Raw genomic sequence first — 24,032 nt, 5'->3', positions numbered from 1 at the left:
CTTCCAGCGCGCCGCACGATTGTTTTCACCGAATTCTCCATCACCTCAACTGTAACGCAATCGACATGATCCAAGTCTTCCTTTTCCTCATAGGACTGTTTGTGATGACCACCACACCTCAAGCCGCCCCGGAAACCTGCTCGCACCTGCTTGACATCGAGACCCGCCGACTCGCCAGTGATGAGGTCGTGAACCTCTGCGAGTCCTACCAGGGCCAAGTGATCCTAATCGTGAACACAGCCAGTCGCTGCGGTTTCACCTCGCAATACGAGGGACTCGAGGCACTCTATCGTCGCTATCAGGATCAAGGGCTCGTGGTTCTGGGGTTTCCATCGAACGACTTCGCCAATCAGGAGCCGGGCAACGAGGAAGAGATCGAGCAATTCTGCCGTCTCACCTATTCCGTCGAGTTCCCCATGTTCGAAAAGGTCCATGTCAAACGCGGCGCGGCCTCGCCGCTCTTTCAACGCCTCGCCGACGCCGGGGCGCCCTACCCGAAGTGGAATTTCTACAAGTATCTCATCGACCGCGAGGGTCGTTTGGTCGACCATTATGTCAGCTTCACCAAGCCAGACGACCGCAAGATTGTGCGGGCCATCGAAAAATTGCTCTGAATGAAGCCTGCTCCGCGCATCGGACAACCGCCGTCACACCACCGCCCACGTGCGGGGTCGTGACGAGGTCGACCTGCGGCTGTTTCACGCGACGCGCTACAACAGGCTGAAGCGATTGCGGCCAGCAGAAGACGCGACGCCGGAGAGCCCCAGGCATCGATTTGAGAACGAGGTGACGACGAGGAAGCGCGATGGCCGTGACACCGATCTGCGAGGGCAGCCTGGAGGCACCGACCCGGCACCCATTGGCTTGGCAGACCGCCGCCTTCCACGACCCGCATGCACTCGCCGCGGAACTGGAGCGCGTCTTCGAGATCTGCCACGGTTGCCGGCGCTGTGTGAATCTGTGCCAGGCCTTTCCAACCCTGTTCGATCTCGTTGACGCCGCTGAGACCTTGGAAGTCGACGGGGTTGCGAAAGCCGACTACGGAAAGGTGGTCGATCAGTGCTATTTGTGCGACCTCTGCTACATGACGAAATGCCCCTACGTGCCCCCGCATGAGTGGAATCTCGACTTCCCTCATTTGATGCTGCGTGCAAAGGCGGTGAAGTTCCGGCAAGGCCAGACCAGGCTACGTGATCGCGTGCTGAGCCGTACCGATGCGGTCGGCACACTGGCCGGCATCCCGGTGGTGAACGCGGTGGTCAATGCGACGCGCACCAACGCCTTGGGGCGCAAAGTCATCGCAAACCTCCTCGGCATCCACCCGGATGCGACGCTGCCAGCCTACTCGAGCAGGCCATTTCGCACGCGTGAGCGGGGGCGGATCCGCCACGCGGCAGCCGGACAAGCGGCGGGGCCCACGACCGGCCGGGTCGCACTCTTCACCACCTGCTATGGCAACTACAATGAACCAGAGTTGAACGCCGATCTGATCGCGGTCTTCGAGCATTCCGCTCTGGTGGTGACCTTGCCCGCGAGCGAGCAATGTTGCGGGATGCCGCGGATGGAGTTGGGTGATCTCGCTGCCGTTAAGGCGGCCAGGGACGCGAACATCCCGATCCTGAAAGGGCTGGTCGACGCGGGCTGGGACATCGTCGCCGTGGTCCCGTCGTGCGTGCTGATGTTCAAGCAAGTGCTGCCCTTGATGTTCCCCGAGGATGACGAGGTCCACGCAGTCAAAGCACGGATTTTTGATCCGTTTGAATATTTGTTGCTGCGCCACCGCCAGGGTCTCCTCGCGACCGACTTCAAACAATCGCTCGGCACCGTGGTCTATCAAGCATCCTGTCATCAACGCGTTCAGAATATCGGTCAAAAGACGCGCGAGGTGCTGGCCTTGGTACCCAACACGACCGTGGAGATCATCGAGCGCTGCTCAGGCCATGACGGCACCTACGCCGTGAAGCAGGAGTTCCATGACGCCGCGATGAAAATCGCCCGCCCCGTGGCCAAACGTGTCGAACAGGCCGCACCGGATCATTTCGGCAGCGATTGCCCGATGGCGGGTGCGCACATCGCGCATGCGCTCGGCCGGGACGGGCAGCAGAAACACCCGCTGAGCCTGCTCCGCATGGCCTACGGGATCGACACACACCCGCAAGGAGCCTCACCATGCCGTTGACCCGCACTGACCTCTACAGTCTCGAGGACTACGCAGGGATCCGACGTGAGTTCAGAGCCAAGGTGATGGCGCACAAGCAACACCGACGGGTTGCCATCGGCTCGCACACGACCCTCTATTTCGAGGATCGCCTGACCATGCAGTATCAAGTCCAGGAGATGCTGCGCGCCGAGCGCCTCTTCGAGACCGCCGAGATTCAAGCCGAACTCGATGCCTACAATCCATTGATCCCCGACGGGCGCAACTGGAAGGCGACCTTCATGATCGAGTTTGAGAACATCGCCGAGCGGCGTGACGCCTTGGCCCGCCTGCGTGGGATCGAAGACTCGGTCTGGATGCAGATCGAGGACTTCGAACGGGTCTATGCCGTCGCCGACGAAGACCTGGAACGCACGGATGACACCAAAACCGCCGCCGTCCATTTCCTGCGTTTCGATCTCGCGCAGGACATGGCGGTCGCGATGAAGCAGGGCGCGTCACTCACGCTCGGGATCGCGCATCCAGAATACCGCTACCAGAGCGTGGCCACCCCCGCGGTCTGTGCCTCACTCACCCAGGATCTCGCCGACTGAATGCACTCGGAGCAACCGCGCGCCCTCCTGCTCGACATGGACGGTCTCCTCTATCATGGAGACCGTCCCCTGCCGGGTGCCCGTCGTTTGCTCACTCGCCTCGCCGAGACCCCGCATGTCTTCGTGACCAACAATCCCATACGGACTCCCGAGCAGATCGCCGACGCGCTAGGCGCGATGGGACTGCCGCGCCCGCACCCCGAGCGTATCATCACCTCGGCACTGGCAACCGCGCGCTGGCTCGCGCAATGGCGGGAAAACTTCCGCTACTTCTGTGTTGGCGCCGGGAGCCTCGACGCGGCACTGCGCAGGGTGGGGCAACCGGATAGCGAACGGGCGGACGTGGTTGTGATCGGGGAAGGGCCGGGCCTCGACTTCGAGCAATTGACCATTGGGATCAATCTCATTCTCAGCCGCGGAGCCCGCTTGGTCGCGACCAATCCCGACCCGTCCGTCGATGGCGTGCGCAACGGACGCCATGTAACCTTGCCCGGGGGTGGTGCCCTCGTCGCGCCGTTTGCGGCCGCGACCGGGGTCACCCCCACCTTTGTCGGTAAACCCGAGCCACTTCTCTATGAGATGGCGCTCGCGCTCCTCGACTGCCCAGCGGGGGCCTGCCTCATGGTCGGCGACCGGCCCGACACCGACATTGCCGGCGCGGAGCGTCTCGGCATGTGGACGGCGCTGGTGCGCAGCGGTCAATACCCACCAGGCCGCCCCTGGCCCACGGCATTACCACAGCCCGACTACGACTGTGACGACCTCAGCGTCTTGATGAACGCACTCGACCGCGACCACCCAGGCCTGCTGTCCCCGGAGCGCGACCGCTCCTAAGCGCTACCACCGCTGGCGGTTCAAGCCTACAATTCCGGCTGCCGATGGACGCCATACCCATGCGTCGCGTGCGACCCATGGCAGCGACACGCGTGCGACACCGCACCGTCCCTTCCCTCGACCAATGCGCTGAAATCCCTCATGCCGCCGCGAACACGCACGTCGCTCTCGCTCCTACTGCTTGCATTGATCTTGGTCACCCCAGCAGCGTTCGCGGCTGACGAGGGCGGTTACCGTCTCGGATTCACGCAAATCCTCGTGCTCATGCTGGTCACGCTCGGACCGCTGAAGGTCATCATGCCCTTCAGCTCGATCACGCATCGTCTCGATGCCAAGGCCACGCGACAGCTTGCTTTGCAGGCCAGATTGGTTGCCCGTCACACTCCCAGGCTAGGATGAGCGGCAGGGCATCACCGAGCTGCGCCTGGGCGTGCATCGCCCACACAACACAACGCCCGGCTCGATCGCCGGGCGTTGCAGTCAAGACATTTCTCAGCTCACCAGACGTCGGGCGCATCCTGGGGCGCCGCGGTGACTGGCGGTCCCCGCGTCCCAGGTCTGCCTCAGGCTCAGTTGCGGCCTTGCTCCAGGGCGGCGATGCGCTGTTCCAAGGGCGGATGACTGGCGAAGAGTGCCTTCAGACCATCCCCGATGTTGCCGGAGATCCCAAAGGCCGCGAACTCTCCCGCGGGCAGATCATGTGGTTGATGCACGCGCTGGAGCGCACGTAACGCATTGGCCATTTGCGTTCGACTGGTCAGTTGCGCGCCACCCGCATCCGCCCGGAACTCGCGATACCGCGAGAACCACATCACGATCATGCTCGCGAGGAAGGACAACAGAATCTCGGCGATGATGGACACCACGAAGTAGGCAATCCCATGCCCTTCTTCATTCTTGAAGACCACGCGGTCGACCGTGTGCCCGATGATGCGGGCGAGGAACACCACGAAGGTGTTGACCACACCCTGAATCAGCGCCAGGGTCACCATGTCGCCGTTGGCGACGTGGCTGATCTCATGACCGACCACGGCCTCCACTTCATCCTTGGTCATGTGCTGAAGCAGCCCGGTGCTCACGGCGACCAAGGCATCATTCCGATTCCAACCCGTCGCAAAGGCGTTCGGCTCGGGCGAGTCGAAAATCCCGACCTCGGGCATCCTGATCCCCGCCTGCTCGGATTGGCGCGCAACCGTTTCCATCAGCCAGCGCTCGAAGGGCGTTGAGGGCTGTTCGATGATCTGGACGCCCATGCCACGCTTGGCCATGGTCTTGGAGAGGAAAAGCGAGATCAGGGACCCGCTGAAGCCGATGATGGCCGCCATGATCAGCAGCGCGCCCATGTTCATGCCGCCGCTTTCAAGCAAGAGGCCATCGATCCCCAGCAGTCGGAACACGACGCTGATGACGACCAGGATGGCCGCATTGGTTGCCAGGAACAACAAGATTCGCATCATTGATTAAGACTCCTAGAGAGAAGGTTACCGAGACCTGTTTCACCATGCACCGGGCAGACCCGGGGCGCAAGACCACACCCAAACCTGGGTTTCATGGCCCTCCATATTGGGTCGCGTTTGAGACAACAAAGGATCAAAATCGGTCTGGACAAACGAAATCACCGCCGGTAGTATTTCGCGTCTCGAAGGTCATGGGGCCATAGCTCAGCTGGGAGAGCGCAACACTGGCAGTGTTGAGGTCGGCGGTTCGATCCCGCCTGGCTCCACCAATTTGAATGCCGGATGATGCAAGCCGACCATTGCGGCGAGTTGAGTGTGTTGATCGAGCCACCCAACCATCGGACCGTCCAGATGGTCGTTCGCTCAAGCTTGTGACCTCTGAACAGGTTGAATAGAACACAGAGAAAGACGCGATACGAGAATTTCTCGCAACAATTTGTCCCCATCGTCTAGTGGCCTAGGACACCGCCCTTTCACGGCGGTAACCGGGGTTCGAACCCCCGTGGGGACGCCAATCTGAATCAAGGGTTAGCTTGCGCTAACCCTTTTTATTTGGCTGGCGGTTGGCTGACGGGTAACAGCCGTTCAATCCCGAAGCGGGCGATCAACGCCTGCCGTGCCTCGTCCACGTCACAGCCCGGCGCGATCATGACCAGCCAGTCCGCTGGTCGGTCGGTCAGCTGGCGGGCCATCCGGATTCATTGAAGCGGCTCGAACGGGTCAGCGATCTGATCGCGCGCTTCGAAACCCCCTACGGCATGGAACTGCTCGCTTCGGTACATTGGGTCGCGATGCACGATGATCCGCCGGCGCGCAGCGAACAGGACGCCGAGCGCGCGGTTCGAAACTGGAACGAGCGCAAGCGCCGCGTTTTAGGGCATCGGCACGGGCACCCAGGTGAATACCTTGACGCTGCGCGTCGAGCAGCTCCCCGGCGCGCGCACCGAATCCGTCGACATCGCCTGGGCCGACTGCGCCAAGCTGGTCGGCTCCGAGCCGGATTGGGTCTTCTGGCACCGATGGCCCGATCACCGGCTCCACGACCACGACGATCCAGGCCAGGACTCGCGACGCTCACGCACGGCGGATTGAGCATCCTGGAGGGCCTGGAGGTGGCTGTTCCCTTCATCGAGCTGAGGCGATAAGCAGGGATGAAAGGGCTCCGCATCAGTTGGCAAGATCGGCAACCCAACACCATTTGCGCCTCTGAATCGACTTGGCTAAGATTAGCCAATCATGATTTCGGAGATCACCAATGCAGGTCAACATGTTGGAAGCCAAGAGCCAACTCTCCAGCCTGATTGTCGCGGCGGAACGCGGTGAGGAGGTACTGATCGCCCGTAACGGCGTCCCGGTTGCCCGGATCGTTCCCTATGCGCCCTCCCGAGTGAAACCGCCCGGCGCCTGGAAGGGACAAGTGCCCTATTCGACCGAGTGGCGTTCAGCCGAGACCGACCAAGCGGTCGAGCGACTCTTTGCCGACGACGACGACGATGCACCTGCTCCTTGATACCTGCATCCTGTACGACTGGATGATGGATGCCCTGGGCGATCCCGAGACGGTCGCGCTGATCCAGCAGACAGGGGCCTTCGTCAGCGCCGTTGCGGTTTGGGAGATGTCGATCAAGCACGCCTTGGGCAAGATGACGCTCCCCTCCCGCCGGATCGTGGAGGATGTCGGGGCTCAGGGATTCGGCTGGCTCAATATCACGCCGAGCCATGCCCAGACCGTACTCGACCTCCCCGCGCATCACAAAGACCCCTTCGATCGTCTGCTGATCGCGCAGGCCCGTTGCGAGGGGATGCAAATCCTCACCTATGATCGGCTGTTCCACGACTACCTGCCGGGGACGCACCTCGTGCGCCAGTAGGTTGGGCACGCTGCGCTTTAATGAATTTTCTTCACGAATCGTGTTTATTCGACGCCCCATCGGAGCGACTAAAGACCTAGAGGCATCATTCATGATCAATAGGCAACGCATCACGATCGAGCCAGGCAAGCGCGGTGGTAAACCCTGTATCCGCAACATGCGGATCACGGTTTATGACGTGCTGGCTTTCATGGCGAGTGGGCCGACGATCGAACAGATCCTGGATGAATATCCAGAGCTGGAGCATGAGGACATCTTAGCTTGTCTAGCCTTTCCCGCTGACCGTGAGCACCGTGTCTCGAACCTATGCGTCGCATGAGCTGTCTGGAAATCCTATCCGCGGTCGACCCATCGCGCGCTGGGTGATACACGCGCAGAATGATGTGCAAACCGCGCTGTGCGCGACCTAAAGGGAGGAGGCTTAAGTTGGTTCGTGTGCGCTACAACCAGCGAGAGCCCCGAGGAGATGGTCGAGGAACGCCCATCGGCTCAACGCCGTGGTCTACCGCCGCACCAAGGCGGATACCTACACGAGGCCATTCTCAAGGATCAGGCGCTGGACATCGATCGACATCAGGCCCTGATTGACGCGGCCCGCCGGTTGATCCACGAACAGACCGGTCTAGCGGATGATTCGCTGGGGCGGGGCGAGGTCGACCGCATGCTCGCCGACCTCAAGCTCCGGCTGATGCGCAAGCTGGACGAAGAGCGACCAGAGCCGAGAGGAAGCCTGGGCAGACATCGTCGACGACATCACGATGTTCCACAACAGTCGGCGATTGCATTCGTACCTGGGCGACCAGAGTCCAGATGCGTTCGAGAGAACCGGCCAACTGGCCGATGCGGCTGAATGGGGTATCCGTTTTCGATTGACCACCTCAACGGCGCCGTGGTCACGTTGCTGGCCATCGCCGGAGTCGGCCACAAGGGCAGTTATCGCGACATCGCGGTGGTGATGCTCGGCGGGACCCTGATCGCACTCGTCGCGATCATCAGTACCGGTCAGTTTTTCGGTTCCTTTTAAACCTCATGATCGGGCGAAGCGGTTGCCGCATCGGCGGCGTCCTGCATGACGGTGTCCAGGCCCCAGAGGACATGCTCGAGCGGATAGGTGGAGCGCACGCCAAGATCATCCCAGTGGTCGTTGATCCAGGATTCGGCGGTGCGCCAGCCGATGTCGTGCAGGTATTGGAGGAATGCCCATTCGGCGTTCATCTTCGAAGATACGCCCAGGTCGACGAGCTCCTGCTCGGCGTGGATGCGATGAACGGCCAGATTGCGCAGGCGCTCGTCTTGGTGCTCCGGGGCGCTGCCTAGCATCTTGAGCATCAGGATCGCACGCAGATCCTTCATTAGGCTTGAGTTGAAGTCGATTTCGTTGATTCGATTGAGGATATCCCGTGCGGTTCGGGGCAGGCTCTCGCGCACCAGAGGGTTGATCTGCACGATGACGAGATCGCTCGAGGAGGTTTCCTCGATGAGCGGATAGAGGACCGGATTGCCCATGAAACCGCCGTCCCAATACGCTTCCCCGTCGATCTCTACCGCTTGGAACATCAGCGGAAGGCAGGCCGAGGCCATCACCGAATCCACCGTGATCTTCGGCTTTTTGAAGATGTGCGGACGACCGGTGCGGACATTGGTGGCGCTGATGAACAGCTTCAGCGGATCGCAGTGGTTGACCCGATCGAAGTCGACATTGGCCGCGAGCAGGTCACGCAACGGGTTGATGTTGAGTGGGTTCATTTCGTAGGGCGAGACCAGCCTGCTCAACAGGTCCATGGTCAGGAAGCCGGGCGAGAAGTCGAGCGTCCAGCGGCCGAGCATCTGGTCGAGCCAGGTGCGCTGGATCGGGCTGTTCCGCCCGGCGTCGCTGACCGCGCGCCAAAAGCGCGCGAGTGCCTCACGCGCCGCCATGCGTCCGCCGGCTGCCAAGCCATCCGCAACGACCACGGCGTTCATTGCCCCGGCAGAGGTGCCGCTGATGCCTTCGATTTCAATGCGCTCCTCGGCAAGCAAGCGGTCGAGCACACCCCAGGTGAAGGCGCCATGCGCGCCGCCGCCTTGGAGGCCGAGGTCGATTTTCTTCACGTAGGATTGGGTCATGGTGTGATGAAAACACGTAATATCTTAATAAAAAATAACTATACGCGCCGGACGCGCTTGAATGCAACTTGGCAAGGCCGCTGAATGACCGGATTCCGGAGAAATCGTCATCATCAAAATTAACTTGCTCCAATCTTTTACTGTATCGATGAAGAAGCATTTCTCGTCATTCCGGTCATCGCGGAACGTGTCACGGAGCACCGGGGGATTCGTGACAACGCGGAGCGTTGTTATCCTAGATTAAATAAATTGATCGCGAAATATTGATATTTATTTTAATCTAAAGACCCACAATATTTTTCCGCCTATTTTGTTGATCTAGTCATAGGTGACTATCTGCTAGGTTTCCGATTTTCAGTTGAAGATCAATGCCTCATTCAACGTCATCGCCATCACCATCACCATTCTGGTCCGATTGCGCGGAAACGTATGACCATCTTTTTGGCATAAGCACCTTGGCCTACCACGCCATGAATTTACCTCAATGAGTCGTGCGTCTCCGAATACAGTCACCAAGACGATTCGGACTGGTACCGAGCACGGGCTGTCTAGTGAAGAGAAACGTCACTCCCACCAGTCGGCGAGTCGGATCGCGCATTCTTGGAAACGCATTTTTCTAAGCATCTTCCACGCAGCCTCAAAGAAGCATTAGCAGAAATCGAGCACCTGACAGGACTCTCTTTTTCTCTGCCCCATGTGCGTCACATCCGACTCTCGTGCGGACTGAGACTAAAAAACAGGAAGCTTCCCAGGGAAACCAGATAACAGAAAACAAGAAAAAATCTTTTATCATCATAAATATAGAGATATGATCTCAGACACAAAGGAAGGCATCTGACAGGTCTATTTTGTGGATGCGGCGCATTTCCTTCTCCAACCATTGCTCGGTTATCTGTGTCGCCTTTCAACGATTAGTTGTCTATTCAGCGAGAGGGCAGGCAGCGGTTCAATGTCCTTCGAGCACTCAATGCTATCACCCGTGATAGTGGTAACGATCATGAACAATTCATACATCAATGCGTGAAGTGTTTGCGATCTTCTGAGAGCGCTTGTGGTCAAGCATCGCCGTCAGACGGTGACCATATTTCTAGATCATGCACGCCACCAAAAATGCAACATTGTACAAGCTCTAGATGGTCAACTTGGAATTGAACGGGTTCGACTTGCCATCCTACTCACTAAACCTAAATTTGATCGAACAACTTTGGCGACATATCAAGAAACAAGTTCCATATTCTTGATACTAAGCGACGTTTTCCAAATTCAAAGCCGCGATCATGGGATGAATCAACAGCACCAACACTAGTAATCGTCAATCTCTCGAAACTCTTTTGACGTTGAAATTTGAGGTCATGGAGCATACGATTACTTGAAGGTTGCGTGGCCGACCTAATGAGCGAAGTCGTTGAAGACGCCTGGAAATACATTGATATACAAGCAGTGTTATGAGTTCTGAGTGACTAACCTCGGAACCTCCCCGCAACTGTCATCGTTCCGTGATCGGAGTGGCCATTTATTCGCGAATAATGATAAACTCGTCATCCAAAATAGAATGGCTTCCGACGCGTTGATGCTTGCGTCACAGGCATGGAGAACACTCCCGGCCTTGACCGGCGGCATCCTCCCGAGGCTCGCGCGGCGAGCCCTCGCTCCACTCGACACCCTTATCAGCGTCAGATTGATGCGCGCTTGAAGCGTGTAAAGACGATATGAAGTCAGTCCACACCTCGTGCCGGCGATCTATGCGGAGCCGTCGCGAAACGCCAAGAGGTGTTCTGTCGCTCCGGTGCCGTCGGCCGTGACCACCGAACTTTCATCCGAACAGCCTTTTGGAGGGCGCTATCGCCATGGGTCTCATTGGTATTCTGTTGGGGCTCGCGCTCCTCATTGGGTTTGCTTATCGTGGATGGAGCGTCCTGCTCTTAGGCCCAGCCGCAGCCCTGGTTGCCGCCCTGTTCGCGCGCGAGCCACTTTTGGCGCACTGGACCCAGACCTTCATGACTGGAACGGTCGGATTCATCGCCCAGTTCTTTCCGATCTTCCTGCTCGGAGCGCTGTTCGGTAAGCTGATGGAGGACAGCGGCTCGGTCCAATCCGTCGCGCGGTTCATGGGTGAGCGTCTCGGCGCACGCCGGGCCATTCTGGCCGTGGTGCTTGCCGGCGCCATGGTGACCTACGGCGGCGTGAGCCTGTTCGTCGCCTTTTTCGTGCTGGTGCCCATGGCCCAGACGTTGTTCCGGGATGCGAACATCCCGCGCCGATTGATCCCCGCCGCCATTGCACTCGGGACCTCGACCTTCACCATGACGGCACTGCCGGGCACGCCTGCGGTCCAGAACGCCATCCCCATGCCCTTCTTTGGGACCACACCCTTCGCGGCACCCGGTCTCGGCCTAATCGCTGCGGCGATCATGCTGCTGTTCGGGCTCTGGTGGTTGGCACGAGGCGAGGCTTCGGCGCGCCGCAGCGGCGTCGGATACGAGAGCGCTCCGGTCGCGATTGCGGATCACCCCGCAGTTGTCGCGACCGGGGATCCGCTGGTGCGCGAGCGTGCCACCGTCGCCAGCACCTTCGACCCGCCGGAGATTCACCAGGGTCAGATCAGCCCGGATCTGCCCCCGGCCTTCATCGCCTTTCTGCCTTTGCTGGTGGTCGTCGCGGTCAATCTGGCGATGAGCTTCCTGGTCCTGCCCAATCTGGATCTGAGCTATCTCGCCGAAGACCGCTGGGGTCCGACTTCGCCGTCAGCCGTCGGCGGGATCTGGTCCGTGATCGTCGCCCTGCTGGCCGCGATCCTTACCCTGCTGGCACTCAACTGGAAGCGCCTGCCGCGGCTGCGTGACACCGTGGATGCCGGCCTCAATGCCTCGGTCCTGCCGGTGGTGAGCGTCGCCTGTCTGGTCGGATTCGGCACCGTGGTTGCCGCCATGCCGGCCTTCGAACTGGTGCGCGATTGGGTGCTCGGAATCGAGGGCGGTCCGCTGGTTTCGCTCGCGGTTTCCACCAACGTGCTGGCCGCGCTCACCGGCTCGGCCTCCGGCGGCCTGACCATTGCACTGGAGGCCCTGGGTCCGACCTATATACAGCTTGCCGCCGAGCTTGGGATCGACCCGGCGCTGATGCATCGGGTGGCGGTGATCGGTGCCGGCACCCTGGACAGCCTGCCCCACAACGGCGCCGTGGTCACCTTGCTTGCCGTCTGCGGCGCGACCCACAAAGAAAGCTATCTCGACATCGTCATGGTCGCCATCGTCGGCGCCATCATTGCGCTGGCCGCGGTGATCGTGTTGGGAACCCTATTCGGATCGTTCTAGCCGCCTACGCCAGCAGCGTGTACAAGGCCCAGGGATCGGAGTACCCGGCGGTGGTCATCCCGCTGGCGATCCAGCATGACAGAGGGCCGACGATGCGACGACACGGATCGCATAGAATCATGCGGTCGTATCCGGAAGGTTGCACTTGCGGTCAGCCAAACGCGCTTTGCTGCCAGTCGCATCGCCGGGGACGGGAACGGCTGGGCGCCCATGGCGGGGTGATGACAAGCAGGCGTGATTCCTCCACAACAGACCGAGGCCAAAAACCATGTCCAAGACGATTCACCGCCCCTTGTTGCTTCTGTGCGCACTGCTCCCGGCATCTGCCCTGTCGGCGCCACTGGCCGCTGCGACACCGGAATTGGCAGCGGTCGAGCGCGCCAGCCTGTTCACGCACGCACCGGGCGCGCGGATCGAGGACGCTGGCGTCATCGTCATCCCGGGTGGTTCCAGTCCCCGTCGAGAGGCCTTCGAGGTGGTCCGCGACGCGCAAGGTCAGCGCATCGTGACCAGCGTCATCCGCAGCGACGTCGACCAGTGGCGCGTGGAAGGCCGATGGGTCTACGGCGCCGACGGTCAGGCGCAAGCGGCGCGCGGGATCGGCGACTACGCGGGACAGCCGGTCGTCGTCGACATCGCCATCGTCGACGGCCAGGCATCCATCACTGCGGACATCGGCGGCAGCCCGGTGGAGGCGACGGCCGCCTGCGACCCCTGCCTGATCGACATGGCTCCAAGCGCATTGCCGATGTTCACGATGACCCGCCTATACGATGAGGCCGCGGGAGGGGTACAGCACTTTAATTGGATCGGCCGCGGACTGATCCGCGACGAGGTGCTCACCAATGGCCGAGTCAGTCTCCACAAACTCGGCAGCGGGACCTTTACAGCACCGGACGAGGCCACCTCGGCGGTCCGGCAGTATGCCTTCACCGAGGTCTTGGAACATCCGGATACCGGGCACCTGATCGAGCTCGCCTTCAACCTTTATGTCGACGCTGACGACCGCCCGCTTGGCTTCGCGATGCCGAACCTGAATGCGATGCGGTTGGGCTTCGAGGCCCTGCCACAGCAGCTGCCGCCGATTTTCGCGGGCAGCGCCGCCGATTGACAACGATGACTTGTCCGGCGACTCCTGTTCTCCGCGATGGTCTTCTGGGAGATAGTCTTCTGGGAGGAGACCGATGCCCGACAGATTTCCGGGCGGATCGGCCACGGAGGCGGGGCGCGACGGCGGCACGATCAGTCGATCGTGACCTCGACGATGCCGGCGAATGAGCCGCCGATCCGGTAGAGCCAGATCTCCGCCCAAGGATCGTTGCGTAGGTGAAAGCGCAACCAGTAGCCGATCCATTGCGCGACGTAATGGTTGGCCACCGGCTGGGGCAGGGTCGGCTGCAGCGGATCGGGCCAGGCACCGGGCGGATCGTTCTGATCCGTGATGCCAAAGTGATTGGCACCTTCGATGTCAATCCGGGCGCGTGGTGACTCCAGCGTCGGATAGGTGGCGTCGGCCTTGTCCGGCGTGGAGACGCCGTCAAGACTGCCCTGCACCAGCGCCACCGCCGCGCCCGTGGTGTCGAGATCGATCACGACACCATCGACGCCGAGCAGATTGGTCCCGTAGAAGGCACCGGTCCGCAGTGCGGCGGGCGGGGTATAGGTGCCGTCAGGTGCGGTGCAGATCGCGGGCTCGCAGACTCCGGCGAGGGCGGTGAGTCCGACCCGGCCACCGAGCGAGTGACCGATCACGGCCATGTGTTCGGTATCGACAACCCGGAACAGTGGCGAGGACGGGTCCGCGTCGGCAGCGACCATGCTCGTGTAGACCGCGGTGACGACGCCCACCTCACTGAACAGTACTGGGTCCGGAAAGGCCGGCGGGAAGGTGCGGAAGTGATTCGGCACCACCACCACATGGCCCCGACGGGCGAGCTGCAGCGCCAACTGGCGATACTGGGACTTGTCCACCAGCGCCCCCTGCAGCACAGCGACCAACGGCAGGCTATCCTCGAACCAGCCTGCAAGCCGCGAGCGGATGCGCGGGAGATAGACATCGGCGACATCGCCGTTGTCGAGGGTCAGCGTCAGGGTACGGACCGCTGGGGATTGCACCGGGAAGGCGCTGGCGTCATCAGCGTCGGGAAAGGCAAAGGCCGCACCGGCGAAGGCAACGACACTAGCCAAGAGCAGGGTCGCCAGTCTTCGGCGCATCCGGGTGCGATGGTCAATCGGGTGCCGATCATCTCTGCGGATCTCGAACATCGAACATCTCCTGCCCGGACGGGCGCGGGGTTGGCGGATCGGTGCTGCTGTGGCCGTTTGGCATCAAAACGCTGCGGTAACGAGGCGATGCAGGGCAGGACAGCGTCGGAGCGATGGCCCTTGCAGTCAGGCCAGATCGCGTAGGTCCAGACCCATACGTCCGCATTTGGCCCCCGCGATGCGAACCGCATGTCTGACCGCGTCCAATGCGGGCAGGCCGCGCAGCAGCCCATCCATGACCCCAGCGTTGAAGACATCTCCGGCCCCTAGGGTGTCCACAACACGCGGCGGAACGACGGCCGGAACCTGCTGAATCGGACCTTCCCGGCGCTGCAATGCCGCACCCTGCTCGCCCCAGGCCACGACACAAAGGTCTGCGCGGCTGCGACCGGCCAACTCCTCAAGCAGCACCGTGGGCGTCTGCCAGCCACGCGCGCGCGCGAAGGCTTGGCCGGCCAAGAGGACATGCGGACCATCGAATAGAATGTCGATATCGGGGCGGTTCTTCTCAAGCTCGAGCGAAATGGTCACGTCTGGAGCCACGGAGCGCACACGGCGAATCATCTGCTCGGTCTCGACTGGATTGCGCCCTTCGAAATGGACCCAGGCCAGTCCCTCCAGGGACACTTCAGCGAACGCTGCCGCATCCAATTCGGGCAGGTCACGATAATGTACGATGGTCCGGCTGCCCGTGGCGCGACTCAGCAGAATGCTCGAGAGCGGTGACGTGCCTCCTGCTATCTGCACGACCTGGCTGACATCGATCCCCTGGCGAACCAACTCCATGCGGATCTCCGCCGCGGCGGCATCATCGCCGAGGGTGCCGATCCAACTGCAGCTGTGGCCGAATTGCGCGAGGATCGTGAGACTGTTGGTGACATTGCCGCCGCGCACCCGCCGCTGCGCAATGGCGCGCACTTCCTCATCCTCCCCCGGATAGGATGTCACCTCCTGGATCAGATCCAACACGGCAACACCGACACCCAGCACGCCGCCAACGTCTGCGGGCAGCGCCGCTCGTGATGCGCTCGACTCACTAATCGCGGGCAACACGAAATCCCAGCATGTCCAGTCGCGTCGCGGGCTCGAACCGATCGCGGACATAGGCTCGCATGGAAGACGAAGGCCGATTGAAGGCACCACCCCGTGCGACACGCGCCGCGCAGCGACCATCCAACCGAGCGCTGCCGTTGACTGGTGCACCCTCGTAGCTGGGGTGATAGCAGTCGGCGACCCACTCCATGACATTCCCAGCCGTATCATGGAGACCGAAAGGACTCGCTGGAAAACTCCCGACCGGCGCGGGTGAACGGTTGTCCCAAGCGCTCCCGCAATCGAAACATACGGCAGAATTGCGCTCCAGGCCGAACCCCCACCAATAGGAACCTCGGCCACCCGCACGCGCGGCGTATTCCCACTCCGCCTCGCTCGGCAACCGATAGGCGCGCCCGCTTTCACGTGCCAGCCAATTCACATAGGCATTGGCATCATTCCAACTCACCCCAACGACCGGCATCGCGTCGCGCCCACGCCCAAAATCATTGGGTAAGGCACGACCGGTGGCACGGGCGAAACGATCATATTCAGCAAAGGTGATTTCGTACACCCCGAGATAGAAGGGCGCGATCGTCACCTCCCGGACAGGGCCGAAGTCATTCGCGGTCATGGTGCTGTGCCCCATCCGGAACTGCCCTGCGGGAAGCCTTGAAAGCAGGGGACCGAAGGATCCATCGCGCAGTCGATCCCGCGTGGTCGGCGGCCGTTGGGGCTCAGCGGTGGCGGGCGCGGCCCCCGGGGACTCGGCGGTCGTGGTCGCCGCATCACCGACAACGATTGGAGGCTCATCCGGGGGCGCCGAGATCGCACTCAGCCTCAACCAGATCGCGCCGACGAGCAAGAGGAGCACGACAGGACCAATGAGCAGCCATCGGCTCAAGCCGGCCAGAGGGGACAGACTCCGCGCGACACGCCCCGGTTGGTGGCGAACCTCCGCAAGTTCCGTGCGTGTGAGGGTGGTCGGGACGAGCGGTGCCTGCGACTGGAGATCGAGCAGCGACTGACGGAGACGCTCGACCTCTTCCTGCGCGCGCATCAGGGAGTCATCACGCCGCTCGACCTCCTTGCGCAGCCCATCAAAGACGAGATGCTGATCCTCCAGCACGTCCTCAAGCCGCCGGCATTCGCGGGTGATCGTCTCCAGTGCCTGTTCCTTCGTCCCGAGCGTCTGTTGCAGGCTTTCCAGCGCCTGCTTCAAGGCGAGACGTTCCGCCGCGGAGGCCGCTTGACGCTCGGCAGTGGATTGCTCGCGCAGTTGCAGATTGATCCGTGCAACTTCGCGCTCGGCCTCGCGGCGCATCGCACCGAGCGCCTGGCGTAATGACGCCGCCTCGGCGCGATCACTCTCATCGATTGGTCGCGTGGGATCCCCGGACATCTGCTAACGCGTGCGACTCAATGGGTCCGATAGGGCCGCAAGGTCATCTCCCCTCCGCGCAGAATCAATTCCATATGCCGGAGGTAGGCCATGCCGAGCAGCACCTGGTCCCCCTGCATGTTGGGAAGCACCGTCGCGTTGAGACCGTAGGCCACCAAACCGCCCACGTCGACACTCTCCAGGCTCGCGACCCAAGTGCGCACGTTGCCGTTACCCGTTCTGCTGATGCCGCCGGGTTGTAACTGTAAGCCTAAACGCTGCGCGATCTCGAACGGCATGGCCACGTCCGCGGCACCGGTGTCGATCAGGAAATCGATCGGCAGGCCATTAATGCGCCCGGTCACGACATATTGATTGACGTGATTTTCCTTCAGCACGACCTGTGGGATTCCGGTCGCACCGAGATAGGCAACCGGGTTCGGATTGGGATTCTCCCGGCGGGCGAGGAGATCGTTCACCACCAGGACGATCAACAGACCGATGAAGGCTAGGCCGGCAAATTGCAGCCTCGAAAGCCCCCTGGGGAAGAACTGTCGATGGATTTGTCGCATCCCAAGCATGGGATGAGCTTAACTCGAAACCCAACGAATGACGAGAGACTGAAGAGTGGAATCAGCATGGCCGCACTCCTCGTGGCGAGGACGACGCAGATACCAGGACTCACGCACCACAGCATCCGCGCCGGCCCGGCCGCGTCAGGGGCCGACGTGAGGCCGCAGCGTCAGCACGCGCCCGCGCTGTACCATCTCGAGGTGTTTCAGATAGCTCATTCCGAGCAACACCTCATTGCCTGGCATGTTGGGCAGAACGGTCGCCCGGACGTTGCGGCCCACCAGCCCACCGACATCAACGCTGTCGAGTTGCGTGCGCCAAGTCCGCACCATCCCATTGGCGGTCTTGCTCATGCCTCCCGGTCGCAAGGGCAGGGACAATCGCTGCGCGAGCGCCAACGGCAGGGCGACATCGGTCGCACCAGTATCGACCAAGAAACGAACGGACACACCATTGATGGCGCCTGTCGTGACATAGTGACCGGCGCGATTGCGCTCGAGACGCACCTCCGGAATGCCCTGATCAGACACCATGACTGGCGATGGATTGGGGTTTTCCCGCCGCTCGATCAGTTCATTAAAAAACATGGCCAGGAGTGCGAGACCCGTGAGCCAGGCCCCGAACAGCATGACGCGCCCAACCTTCGATGGCATGTCGTCGGCACTGGGCGGTTCACGCTTCATCCATCCGTCCATCATCTGTTTCTCACCGCTGCGAACGACATCCCCTGGACGGCCTGAGCCGATGACGGGTTTCCTTACTTTGTCCCCGCCAGCAGCAAGTGGTTCGCCCGGGTGGATCCGAGGTATCCGCAGCGGCCCTGCCGTCTCACACCGGATTGCGTGCAGGTAACCCAACGCGCGCTCCCTGGAACCGCGCTACACAGTTGCCAGACCCCTGCAATAGGGCAAGCGTGACCCGATCAGCGCGACGGTGCCCGATCGCCCTGCCCGGCCATGCGTTGGAACTGCACACGATAATAGGCGGCGGCACTCTGGCCATCAGCCAGAACATCGGCGATCTGCCAGCCCTGCTCCGTCTGGTGCATCCGGAACTCGAGTCGCGCGGGATAGGATCCCGGCCGCGTCAGCGTGACCGGCACACTCACCAATCCGCGCGCACCCACACGCGGCGCTTGCACCTGAATCTGCTGGCCTTGATAGTTCATCAGCTGCGTCACCAGGGTACGCAGGAAATCCGCCTCGATCTGTGCCTGCAGGGCCTGCTGGTCTTCGTTACTCAATCGCTCATAGGCCGGGCCGGCAGCCCACTTCGCCATGCCCTGGAAATCGAAGTAGGGCGCAATCTCGCGGTCGAGGAAGGCTGCGACCTGCAGGCGATTCGGAACCTCCTTCTGACCGAGGAAGGCCAGCAGTTGATCCATTCCCTCCTTGAGCACGGCCGTCGCGGCCATGGCGGGGTTCTGCGGTTGCTCTGACGGTGCTTGCGCGCGCGGCGCCGTAGGCAGTGCCTGCGGCGCCGCGGGAGCCGAGGGTACGGTTGTCGGGCGCGGCGGGGCCATGGGCAGCGGGGCTTGCGGCAACGCGGGATAAGGGGTGGCGTAGGGTCCAGGACCGCCGTAACCGGGCGCCATCGGTGGCGGGCCATATGGGTAAGGCTGCGCGGACACGCCAACCGTGGTCCCGAGCAGGACGACCATCGACAGCCATGAGCGAGACATCATCGATTCATTCCTCATCATTGTGGTTTTGCAAGAGAAACTCGATTCGTTCGGAGCCTGCCAACGCCCTCGCGGAAAAGCAAGCACCTGGCAGGGTCCGACCGCGCACGCACCATGACGGCACAACATCCGCTCGCGCCGGGTATACACTAGGGCTTTTCAAGGCGTCCAGCAGGCGCCGTGTTATGCTCAGCGCGAGGCTAACGAACCCCATGTCTCTTTCCCACATCCATTATCGTGTCGTCGGCGAAGATGACTATGTGCTGGAAATCGAGGTCACACCCACTGGTGCTTATCGCATCGACAGTGGTGATCACACCAGCCATGAACCACGTCAAGGTCAGCTCAACGCGGCCCAAGAGGGCGAACTCAGCCGTCTCCTGGCCAATCTCGGCGAGCCCAAATCACATCACCCACCGCTAGGGGCAAGCGGCTTCATGACCGAATTGACCGTCGGCGATGCAACCACGGCACGCCACTACCAGATCTGGAGCGGTGCCTTGTCGGAGCATCCCGAGATCGCGGCGCTGGTTCGCGCCTTGGACGTCATTTGAGGGCACCACGCTGGAGGAGACGCGACCCATGACCGCTACCCACTGTTTGACGGCATCCATGATCGAGGTTGGGATGCGCCATGAGAGCCGTCTCAGTTTCAGCCGCGAGGATGTTGAGCACTATTGTCGACTCGTGGGTGATCACAACGCCATTCATCGTGACCTGGCTGCCGCACGGGTGCGGTTTCCCGAGGCACGCGACATTATCGTCCCTGGCGGATTGATCCAAACCCGCATCTCGGCGATCTTTGGAACGGCCTTCCCTGGCGATGGTACCTTGGGATTGACCTTCGTGCCGGAACGGCTGCGTCGCCCCATCTATCCAGGAGACGATCTCGTGATCACCATCGAGGTCGCGCGCATCCTGCGCGGTGGGATTCTTGAGATGCGGATCGGCGTCGCCGACCCCGAGGGCAACCGCGTTACCGAGGCGACCGCCAAGGTCGTGCCGCCGGATGACGCCTATCACCAATGGTGGCAGGACCAGATCGCGCATCAAGACACGAACTGATCCGCCACCCTCAACAGTGAAGTGCCCACGGCCGCGAGACCCACCACCGCACACTCGGCCGCGGGACCAGCGCGCCGCGCGGCATGCGGCGCCGGATCACACCGGCCTGCGCGGCTCGTGGTCACTCACCAGCGAGAAAGGCACCGAGCAAACGCGCGGTCCGCTCCGGCTCCTGGTAGAAGAATCCATGACCACCACCGTGCAGTTGGATCAGCGACGCACCCTGGATACGCTCGGCCATCAGCCGCGAGTTCGCAGACGGGATCACGATGTCGTCCGTGCCGGTCATCAACAGCGTCTCGGCACTGATTTCAGCGAGCCGATCACAGACTCCGGGCCAAGCACGAAGGGTCTCGCCCTGGCGGCGCAGATGCGCATCCTCGATCGGCGCCGTGATCGGGGGAAAGACCTGCAGCGGATCAAGTGTTATCGCTAACCAGGCTGGCGGGAAGAGATTCTCGAACATCCGCTGGACACGAACCTCGAGTGTTCCCGAGAGATCGAGCAGTCGCGCCCACACCTCCGGATCAGGCCAGATCGCGCTGGGTCCGCCGCAAGACCCCGAGAGCAGCACCAGCTTTGTGACCTGCTCCGGGTGTTGCAAGGCCAGCTCCTGTGCGACGAAGGATCCCATCGACCACCCCAACACCTGAGCGCGCTCGACCCCTAGAGCCTGCAGCAGGGCATGGGTATCCGCGGCAAACCGTGCAATCGAGTAGGCTTGATCCGATGAGCTGCTGTGCCCCATCCCACGATGGTCAAAGACGATGACTTGGCGTTCTCGAGCCAGCGTCTCGATGATCGTGGGCGGCCACATCTCCATCAGTCCACCATACCCCATGATCATAACCAGGGGCGTGGCCGGACTGGGCGCGCCAAAGACCTGATAGGCGAGTTCGACATCGTCGATTGGGAGCAACGCGGTCATCTGCTTCGGTCCGTTTGAACCCATGAGTTCCACCTCGGAGGCGACGGCCTGAACCGGCATGAGGCCGCCCAGGGCAGCGGCCAGCAGAACAAAGAGCCCAGGGTGCAACCAGGTCGTCACCCGCCCGCCCCGCGTATCCCGTCAGCGCCCGCCGCCAGGATAGGGGGCGGGTCCTGGTGCAGGATGAGTTCTCGCGTCGGGTAGGCGAACCGGATGCCGGCTTCCTTGAATTGGCGATGAATGGCCAGGTTGATCGCCTGCTGGATATCCATGTAGAGCGTGTAATCAGCACCGATCACATAGTAGACCACCTCGAAGTCCAGAAAACCCTCGCCGTAGGTCGAAAAATGGGCCCGGTCGAAACGAGTCAAGCGCTGGGCACGAATAATCTGTTCGATCATCTGCGGGATGCGCTCGAGCTGCTCGGAGGTGGTCTGATAGGTCACCCGCACATGAAACACCACGCGGCGTTCTCGCATGTGTTTGAAGTTTCTCAGGGTGCTGTTCAGCAGGCTGGTATTGGACACCACCACCATCTCACCCGAAAGACTGCGAATACGGGTCGTCTTGACACCGATGCTTGCGATCACGCCAGCGGTCTCACCGGTGACCACAAAGTCACCAACCTTGAAGGGCTTATCCAAAAGGATAACCATCGAATGGAAGACATCCGAGAGGATATTCTGCACCGCGAAGGCGACGGCGAGTCCGCCGATGCCGAGCGCGCCGATCAACCCCGCGATCGGATAGTCGAAGTGCGCCAGAATCGAGACCACGACCACGATCCAGATTCCCACACGCAAGAAAAAGAGCATCAGGCCATAGGCGGTCACCGCCGAGGGATCCATCAGCTCCTTGCGGCTGCGCTCGCGCTGGACGAAGTCCACCAGCCCGGCCGTTGCCCAGAGACCGACCTGGATGTAGAGCGCGACGATCAGGAGCATCCCGAGCCAGATCCTGAGATGTCCCTGCACCAATCCCGAGACCGTCATGGCCGCGTAGAAGGCGACGATCACCACGACCACTGAATTGGTGTTGCGAATCAGTGCGAGCACCAAGGCGTGCGACGTTCGCCGCTCTGGCTCCGAACCACGGACCAGGCGTGGGAGCACGGTGCGCCGCAGGAATCCCCGCACCAAGGACACGAGCACCAACACCAACGTGAAGACCGAGAGCCCGATCACCAGGTCGCGGACTTGGATCCCATGATCCTGAATCACGAACAGCTCCATCCCCCACCATGACTGGAGATCCAGCTTGGCCGACTCCCAGCGCTGCGCCAGCGTGCGTTCGCTCACCAATGGGTCCAGTTGTTCCTGCAGCCGCGCGGCGAGAGTGCGCACTTGATCCTTCACGAGCAACATAAAGCGCGCATGTTCCTCTTGGTGCTCGAGCGCCGCGATCCGCTCGCGGATCGCGACACGGACGGCCGGATTCACATCCGGCAGGGCCAGACGCCCCGCCAGGGTGAGCTGGATCGAACGCAAGCCATCGAGTTCCGCCTGTGCGAAGGCGTTCTCCTCCGCCAGTTCGCGACGCAAGGCCTCGGTCTCCCGCAACCAGCTCGGCCACTGTTGCGTCTCTTGCGCTTGCAGCACGTCATAACGCCGCTCATAGAGCATGCCGGCGACGCCGGCGAGACGCACGGCCTGGTGCAGATACTCGGCTCCTTTGCGCGCGGCGGTCAGCTCCGCCTCGCGCGCCAAGACCTGTTCCTGCAACAGATCGTATTCAGCCTCCTCCGCATCGGCAGCCGCCAGGCGGCGACGCGCCTCGAACAGCGTTACCTCGGCGGCATCGCCAGCCGCGATCGCCGCCTGAATGCGAGCGTGCGCTGCCTCCTCACGCTCGCGAATATCAGCCAACCGCTCCTCCAGGGCCTCCTGGGTGAAGATGATGTCGGACGCCACCACCAAGGTCCGCACGTCCAGGCGCTCAAGCTGTGCCACGGCGAGAGACTCCTCCCGCTTTGCCAACTCGACGCCGACCTGCGCCGATTCACGTTCCTGGAGGGTCACCAGCACGCGCAGTCGTGCGATCTCCAGCTCCAGCTCGACCGCCTCGATCAGCTCTGCCGCGGTCGCATCGGACTGCGCCTGAACAAGCCGGTCACGCACTTGACGACGTTCGCGCACTGCGGCGGCGTGCGCCCGTTCAGCCAACTCGACCCGCCGCTCCGCTTGACGACGCAGGCGCCTGGCATCCTCGCGGGTCTGCACGGCTAAGGTGCGCTCGGTCCGCAGCTCATCGAGGATGCGCAACGGATAGGGTGGGTCCATCGTCAGGCCCGCGCCATCTGCGGCCGCGCCGTCGGTTGCTACCGCCGACTGGAGTTGCGCCAAACTCTCGTCAAGTTCGCGAAGACGCGCGGCGAGCACCGATTCACGTTGCAACGAGGTTCTCAGTTCTGACAAAGCGGCGAGGCGAAGATCATCCCTTCGTGTATATCGCTCCTCAACCAGGTCTTCGATCTCGGCGATCCGCGCGTCGATCAGTGCGAAGAGCACACCATAATCCTCCGCGCTGGTGCGCGCGGCGATGAAACCGGGTAAGCCGACCTCACCGGGGTCGAAAGCGATCGGCGAGTCGGACTCCGGCCCGGACGCATCGTCCTGCACGTCCACGGCGATCTCGGATGCCGCCGTTGCAGCAGCGCACGATGGACCGCTTCGCCAGCCTGACCGGGCGTCAGTACCAACTGTTCGACTATGTCGGCGCACCCGACGCGGAACGCGTCATCCTGCTGATGGGCTCGGGGATCGGCGCGGCGCAAG

25 protein-coding genes, 2 tRNA genes and 1 pseudogene are annotated in these 24,032 nt (G+C 61.9%); 17 read left to right on the top strand and 11 right to left on the bottom strand.

What is annotated here, in order from left to right:
* The first annotated feature begins 104 nt into the window (after positions 1-104).
* The 5 genes from CKO25_RS02610 (at position 105) to CKO25_RS02590 (ending at position 3,984) form a co-directional block, all read left to right on the top strand.
* Positions 105-614 carry a glutathione peroxidase gene (locus tag CKO25_RS02610; RefSeq protein WP_200386378.1) on the top strand — a complete coding sequence of 170 codons (510 nt, stop codon included), beginning with the start codon at positions 105-107 and terminating at the stop codon, positions 612-614.
* Between the two features lie 191 nt (positions 615-805).
* A complete protein-coding gene (locus CKO25_RS02605; RefSeq protein WP_200386377.1) occupies positions 806-2,179 on the top strand; it encodes a heterodisulfide reductase-related iron-sulfur binding cluster in 1,374 nt (457 codons plus the stop codon).
* Positions 2,170-2,751 (top strand): DUF3501 family protein, encoded by a 582-nt coding sequence (locus CKO25_RS02600; protein ID WP_200386376.1) that lies wholly within the window; start codon positions 2,170-2,172, stop codon positions 2,749-2,751. The genes CKO25_RS02605 and CKO25_RS02600 overlap by 10 nt, the downstream gene beginning before the upstream one ends.
* A complete protein-coding gene (locus tag CKO25_RS02595; protein ID WP_200386375.1) occupies positions 2,752-3,585 on the top strand; it encodes an HAD-IIA family hydrolase in 834 nt (277 codons plus the stop codon).
* A gap of 141 nt (positions 3,586-3,726) precedes the next feature.
* Complete coding sequence (locus tag CKO25_RS02590; RefSeq protein ID WP_200386374.1) at positions 3,727-3,984, top strand: hypothetical protein; 258 nt, start codon at positions 3,727-3,729, stop codon at positions 3,982-3,984.
* A gap of 170 nt (positions 3,985-4,154) precedes the next feature.
* Here CKO25_RS02590 and htpX read toward each other — a convergent pair whose 3' ends face one another.
* Positions 4,155-5,042, bottom strand: a complete 888-nt coding sequence (gene htpX, locus CKO25_RS02585) for a protease HtpX (RefSeq protein WP_200386373.1) — start codon at positions 5,040-5,042, stop codon at positions 4,155-4,157.
* 193 nt (positions 5,043-5,235) lie between these two features.
* Between htpX and CKO25_RS02580 the strand changes: the two genes are divergently transcribed.
* Together CKO25_RS02580 and CKO25_RS02575 are read left to right on the top strand one after the other, a co-directional pair.
* Positions 5,236-5,311: transfer RNA gene (locus tag CKO25_RS02580), tRNA-Ala, on the top strand.
* Positions 5,312-5,480: 169 nt separating this feature from the next.
* Positions 5,481-5,556: transfer RNA gene (locus tag CKO25_RS02575), tRNA-Glu, on the top strand.
* Positions 5,557-5,590: 34 nt separating this feature from the next.
* Here the strand turns inward: CKO25_RS02575 and CKO25_RS02570 are convergent.
* Positions 5,591-5,734, bottom strand: a complete 144-nt coding sequence (locus CKO25_RS02570) for a hypothetical protein (protein WP_200386372.1) — start codon at positions 5,732-5,734, stop codon at positions 5,591-5,593.
* A 205-nt stretch (positions 5,735-5,939) separates the two neighbouring features.
* Here CKO25_RS02570 and CKO25_RS02565 point away from each other — a divergent pair, with 205 nt between their 5' ends.
* The 5 genes from CKO25_RS02565 (at position 5,940) to CKO25_RS02545 (ending at position 7,937) form a co-directional block, all read left to right on the top strand.
* Complete coding sequence (locus tag CKO25_RS02565) at positions 5,940-6,134, top strand: hypothetical protein (protein ID WP_200386371.1); 195 nt, start codon at positions 5,940-5,942, stop codon at positions 6,132-6,134.
* Positions 6,135-6,297: 163 nt separating this feature from the next.
* Positions 6,298-6,552, top strand: a complete 255-nt coding sequence (locus CKO25_RS02560; protein WP_200386370.1) for a type II toxin-antitoxin system Phd/YefM family antitoxin — start codon at positions 6,298-6,300, stop codon at positions 6,550-6,552.
* Positions 6,536-6,913: a type II toxin-antitoxin system VapC family toxin gene (locus tag CKO25_RS02555; RefSeq protein WP_200386369.1), complete on the top strand. Its 378-nt coding sequence runs from the start codon at positions 6,536-6,538 to the stop codon at positions 6,911-6,913. Before CKO25_RS02560 ends, CKO25_RS02555 begins: the two co-directional genes overlap by 17 nt.
* Positions 6,914-7,004: 91 nt before the next feature.
* Positions 7,005-7,232, top strand: a complete 228-nt coding sequence (locus CKO25_RS02550; protein WP_200386368.1) for a DUF433 domain-containing protein — start codon at positions 7,005-7,007, stop codon at positions 7,230-7,232.
* Between the two features lie 531 nt (positions 7,233-7,763).
* Positions 7,764-7,937: a hypothetical protein gene (locus tag CKO25_RS02545; protein ID WP_200386367.1), complete on the top strand. Its 174-nt coding sequence runs from the start codon at positions 7,764-7,766 to the stop codon at positions 7,935-7,937.
* Here the strand turns inward: CKO25_RS02545 and CKO25_RS02540 are convergent.
* On the bottom strand, positions 7,934-9,004 hold the full coding sequence (locus CKO25_RS02540; protein WP_338115054.1) for a patatin-like phospholipase family protein: 1,071 nt from the start codon (positions 9,002-9,004) through the stop codon (positions 7,934-7,936). The two genes, CKO25_RS02545 and CKO25_RS02540, sit on opposite strands and share 4 nt — an antisense overlap.
* 1,862 nt (positions 9,005-10,866) lie before the next feature.
* On the opposite strand from CKO25_RS02540, the gene CKO25_RS02535 reads away from it, so the two are divergent.
* From CKO25_RS02535 to CKO25_RS20965, 3 genes and pseudogenes are all read left to right on the top strand, one after another.
* A complete protein-coding gene (locus CKO25_RS02535) occupies positions 10,867-12,333 on the top strand; it encodes a GntP family permease (RefSeq protein ID WP_200386365.1) in 1,467 nt (488 codons plus the stop codon).
* Between the two features lie 2 nt (positions 12,334-12,335).
* Positions 12,336-12,410, top strand: a pseudogene (locus CKO25_RS21770) (ATP-binding domain-containing protein); the annotation flags it as partial.
* A 191-nt stretch (positions 12,411-12,601) separates the two neighbouring features.
* Positions 12,602-13,444 (top strand): hypothetical protein, encoded by an 843-nt coding sequence (locus CKO25_RS20965; RefSeq protein WP_242467403.1) that lies wholly within the window; start codon positions 12,602-12,604, stop codon positions 13,442-13,444.
* A 131-nt stretch (positions 13,445-13,575) separates the two neighbouring features.
* On the opposite strand, the gene CKO25_RS02525 is transcribed toward CKO25_RS20965, so the two are convergent.
* From CKO25_RS02525 to CKO25_RS02500, 6 genes are all read right to left on the bottom strand, one after another.
* Complete coding sequence (locus CKO25_RS02525; protein WP_200386364.1) at positions 13,576-14,598, bottom strand: alpha/beta hydrolase; 1,023 nt, start codon at positions 14,596-14,598, stop codon at positions 13,576-13,578.
* Between the two features lie 126 nt (positions 14,599-14,724).
* The gene (locus tag CKO25_RS02520) at positions 14,725-15,648 is read right to left on the bottom strand and encodes a PfkB family carbohydrate kinase (protein ID WP_242467354.1); all 924 of its coding nucleotides are present in this window, start codon (positions 15,646-15,648) and stop codon (positions 14,725-14,727) included.
* On the bottom strand, positions 15,635-17,032 hold the full coding sequence (locus CKO25_RS02515; RefSeq protein WP_200386362.1) for a formylglycine-generating enzyme family protein: 1,398 nt from the start codon (positions 17,030-17,032) through the stop codon (positions 15,635-15,637). Before CKO25_RS02515 ends, CKO25_RS02520 begins: the two co-directional genes overlap by 14 nt.
* A 17-nt stretch (positions 17,033-17,049) precedes the next feature.
* Positions 17,050-17,583 (bottom strand): retropepsin-like aspartic protease family protein, encoded by a 534-nt coding sequence (locus tag CKO25_RS02510; protein ID WP_200386361.1) that lies wholly within the window; start codon positions 17,581-17,583, stop codon positions 17,050-17,052.
* Positions 17,584-17,727: 144 nt separating this feature from the next.
* On the bottom strand, positions 17,728-18,267 hold the full coding sequence (locus CKO25_RS02505; RefSeq protein WP_200386360.1) for a retropepsin-like aspartic protease family protein: 540 nt from the start codon (positions 18,265-18,267) through the stop codon (positions 17,728-17,730).
* A gap of 239 nt (positions 18,268-18,506) precedes the next feature.
* On the bottom strand, positions 18,507-19,268 hold the full coding sequence (locus CKO25_RS02500) for an MlaC/ttg2D family ABC transporter substrate-binding protein (RefSeq protein WP_200386359.1): 762 nt from the start codon (positions 19,266-19,268) through the stop codon (positions 18,507-18,509).
* Positions 19,269-19,477: 209 nt separating this feature from the next.
* On the opposite strand from CKO25_RS02500, the gene CKO25_RS02495 reads away from it, so the two are divergent.
* Together CKO25_RS02495 and CKO25_RS02490 are read left to right on the top strand one after the other, a co-directional pair.
* On the top strand, positions 19,478-19,819 hold the full coding sequence (locus CKO25_RS02495) for a hypothetical protein (protein WP_200386358.1): 342 nt from the start codon (positions 19,478-19,480) through the stop codon (positions 19,817-19,819).
* 28 nt (positions 19,820-19,847) lie between these two features.
* Positions 19,848-20,330, top strand: coding sequence for a hotdog family protein (locus CKO25_RS02490; protein ID WP_200386357.1), 483 nt, complete (start codon positions 19,848-19,850; stop codon positions 20,328-20,330).
* A gap of 121 nt (positions 20,331-20,451) precedes the next feature.
* Here the strand turns inward: CKO25_RS02490 and CKO25_RS02485 are convergent, their stop codons facing one another.
* A complete protein-coding gene (locus CKO25_RS02485; RefSeq protein ID WP_200386356.1) occupies positions 20,452-21,378 on the bottom strand; it encodes an alpha/beta fold hydrolase in 927 nt (308 codons plus the stop codon).
* Positions 21,375-23,882: a mechanosensitive ion channel domain-containing protein gene (locus CKO25_RS21765; RefSeq protein WP_200386355.1), complete on the bottom strand. Its 2,508-nt coding sequence runs from the start codon at positions 23,880-23,882 to the stop codon at positions 21,375-21,377. Before CKO25_RS21765 ends, CKO25_RS02485 begins: the two co-directional genes overlap by 4 nt.
* Positions 23,883-24,032: the final 150 nt, after the last annotated feature.

Source organism: Thiocapsa imhoffii, assembly GCF_016583985.1.
GTDB classification, from domain to species: Bacteria; Pseudomonadota; Gammaproteobacteria; order Chromatiales; family Chromatiaceae; genus Thiocapsa; species Thiocapsa imhoffii.
Note: the sequence above shows the minus strand (reverse complement) of the source record. Positions and strands in the feature narration are given on the sequence as shown.